The organism is Ruegeria sp. YKSF131, from assembly GCF_059612645.1.
The window spans coordinates 1-2,492 of sequence record NZ_JBXWQZ010000127.1; the positions used below are offsets into that span (position 1 = coordinate 1).

The window sequence follows — 2,492 nt, forward strand, 5'->3', positions numbered from 1 at the left end:
GTCTGGCTGGGACCGATCAGGATACGTATCGCAAAACTCGCTGCAACGGACCCAAACACCGTGGTTTTTCGCCTCGCAGCCGAGGAATGGGCCGTGACACCCAGCCTGACGGAGGCACTGGCTGACCTTCTCGGTCGGAAGCGTGCCGATCTGATCAGCTTCACCCCCGCGTCCGAGCGCGGACAGGTTCTGCACGCTGCGCGTGATGCGGTGGCCCACTACGCGTCTTCTCACCCCCCATTGGTGTTGCAGGATCGTGCTGCAGGCACACACACCGTCTTTGAGCTTCCCGGCAGCTTTGATGGCTATCTGAGCCAATTGTCCAAGAAGCGGCGCAATCAGTATCGACGGGATCTAAAACGCCTGCAAAGTGACCATGGGCTGACAACGCAAGTGACCCATCCCGACGCGGTGCAATTCCAGGACTTTGTCAGGTTTCACAACCAACAATGGCAAAAGGCTGGAAAAGGCGGCCATTTCACCGACTGGGCCGGGAGTGAGGCCTTTTACAGTGAGCTTGCCAAAGAGACCCTAACCGGCGGAAAAACATGGTTTGTCGAACAGCACGGCCACAGTTCAGCTCTGGCAACCCAGTTCTGCCTGGTTTCCGGTCAGGTCTGCCACTGGCGCCTGCCCGCCAGATCAACCGACCCCGAGCTTGAACGTTTGAGTCTGGGAAAGATCGGCCTGGTTCAGATGATCGAAGAACTGATTGAGGGCGGCATCACACGGATTGAGGCCGGGATTGGCGATTACGGCTACAAGCTGATCTACGGTGGTGAAGCAGTTCCCACCCACCGCCTGATCATCTCGCGGCAATCGGGCTTTGCCGCGATACGTCTCAAACTCTGCCTGGGTTGGGCGCGCCTGCTGCATCTGGCCTATTACAGGCTCTGGTTCGGTCGCCTGGCTCCACGCCTGAGAGCGATCCTTCCACTGAGGCATAAACCCTTATGGGCCGCCTGGGTCAGGACAAGGATATAAATCCATCATGACCCCTGAACCCCTATCTCTTCATATCCTGTCTGCATCCGATTGGCTGGACTGCAGCGCCGCTTTTCAGGATCTGACCTATGAACAGAGCCTGACCTATGCACAGGCAGCCGCACGGCGGATCGGGGCAGAACCACAATTCGTCCGGGTGGAAACCCCGTCTGGACAGATCGTCGCCGCCGCGTGCCTGCGCATCAAGCGCCTGCCCGTGCTTGGGCGCGGAATCGCATGGATTGCAGCGGGGCCATTGCTCCGGCATCGGGATCACCCCGATCCCTCGCCCGAAACCGTGCAGGCGGCGCTCGCGGCACTGCGCGCGCATGCGACAGCAACAGGACATATCCTGCGCCTGCGTTTTCCGGTGATTGCCCGCTATGACGTGCCCTCCCTCGACGAACTGGCCGCCAGCCAGGGTTTTGTCCACTCAGAGCGGTCCCCATCTTACAGAACTGTCGTAGTAGACTGTGATCAGGACGAAGACACGCTGATGCGCGCGCTGCACGGCAAGTGGCGCAATCCGCTGCGCAATGCGCTCAAGGCTGGGCTGGAGTTGGATATCGTTCCGATTGCAGAGGCTCGCAGCCGGTTTCACGCGCTATATCAAGACGTACAGGCCACCAAGGGGTTTCGCCCGGATATTCCCCCCGAATTTTACTATGGGCTTACAGGGCCCGATTTTGACCATGAGGTTCTGTTCGCTCGGAAGGACGGTGCTGACATCGCCGGCATGACCATTGGCAGAGCCGGCATCAACGCCGTCTACCTTTTCGGCGCCACAGCTGAAGCCGGGCGACGGCTGAATGCCGGACACTGCCTGATGTGGCATTCCATTCTACGCTGCAAAGAACTGGGCATGAAATTCTACGATCTGGGCGGTATAGACCCTGATTCAAACCCAACGGTCACACGGTTCAAACACCGCACCGGGGGGACAGACCTACAGGCGGCAGGCCCTTACGAGTTCCAACCCAAAGGGCTAACTGCGCCTGCGATCCGCGCCGCGGAAACGCTGCATTCGCTTTTGAAGAGGCGGCGAAAATGACCAACCTGACAAGCGTCAACTTTCACGGTATCGGAGATCCCGGGCGCTCGCTGGAGCCCGGCGAAGCGCCATATTGGCTGTCGCGGGAGCAATTCGAATACGTCCTTGACCAGGTTGCCGCCATGCCTGACCCGGCGGCTGTTGTAATCACCTTTGATGATGGCAACCTGTCTGATCATGATATTGCGCTGCCCGCCCTGATTGACCGGGGTCTTCATGCACGTTTCTTTGTTCTGACCGGGCGCCTCGGGCAAACGGGATCGCTGCACAAGAAGCACCTGCATAACCTGCAGAGCGCAGGTATGTTGATCGGCAGCCATGGAATTGACCATGTCAGCTGGCCGACACTGAACGATGCGATGCTCAGGCAGGAATTGGAGACATCCCGGGCACAGCTTGAGGATATCTGCGGCCGGTCGATAACCGAGGCCGGGATTCCATTCGGACGTTATGATGC

General features: G+C 59.0%; 3 protein-coding genes. All 3 read left to right on the forward strand.

The annotated features are described in order from the left end of the window. Window positions 1–984 (forward strand): GNAT family N-acetyltransferase (locus tag AC2FLZ_RS21890; RefSeq protein WP_496882785.1); only part of this gene is annotated, 984 nt, incomplete at its 5' end. A gap of 7 nt (window positions 985–991) precedes the next feature. Further along, the gene (locus AC2FLZ_RS21895; protein ID WP_496882786.1) at window positions 992–2,035 is read left to right on the forward strand and encodes a lipid II:glycine glycyltransferase FemX; all 1,044 of its coding nucleotides are present in this window, start codon (window positions 992–994) and stop codon (window positions 2,033–2,035) included. Beyond that, the coding region (locus AC2FLZ_RS21900) for a polysaccharide deacetylase family protein (RefSeq protein ID WP_496882787.1) at window positions 2,032–2,492 on the forward strand (461 nt) is incomplete at its 3' end. The genes AC2FLZ_RS21895 and AC2FLZ_RS21900, both read left to right, overlap by 4 nt.